The organism is Ottowia cancrivicina (assembly GCF_029813755.1).
GTDB classification, from domain to species: Bacteria; Pseudomonadota; Gammaproteobacteria; order Burkholderiales; family Burkholderiaceae_C; genus Ottowia; species Ottowia massiliensis.
In genome coordinates this window covers 1-380 of sequence record NZ_JARVII010000107.1, presented here as the reverse complement: position 1 = coordinate 380, position 380 = coordinate 1, and the positions used below count along the sequence as shown (strand labels likewise).

Here is a 380-nt window from a genome sequence, read left to right as displayed (position 1 = left end):
TCCCAGTCCATCAGAAAGACACGCAGTTTAATGACTCCGATATACGACAGAAAGCAGGCAACAATAGATAGAAATAGCATGCCTATGATGGAACGGCCTTGTTGATATTTATTCATGGGTGCGTCCACTCAAAAATGAATCAATACTGAAGCTCAGGTCTAGACAGGTTTCATTTCCTACGCTCCCAAAAGCGAAATTTGCCTGCCTGACATTTGCTGCCCGCCAAGCAAGGCCCATGCAGCAGCTATTACTTGTTTGAACCCGTTATAAATAAAGTGCCGCACGGCATCCAGCACTCCCTCCAGCGAGCCTTTGGCAATGTGGCTGCCCGATGAAACGATTTGGTTCAGGGCTTCAATGCTCAAATCAGGCGCGAGTTT

The 380-nt window shown here is 47.4% G+C and carries 1 protein-coding gene; it reads right to left on the bottom strand.

Annotated features, from left to right (window positions below; translation table 11 throughout):
* Positions 1–176: 176 nt before the first annotated feature.
* A partial coding sequence (locus tag QB898_RS13250) for a hypothetical protein (RefSeq protein WP_279525324.1) occupies positions 177–380 on the bottom strand: 204 nt, incomplete at its 5' end.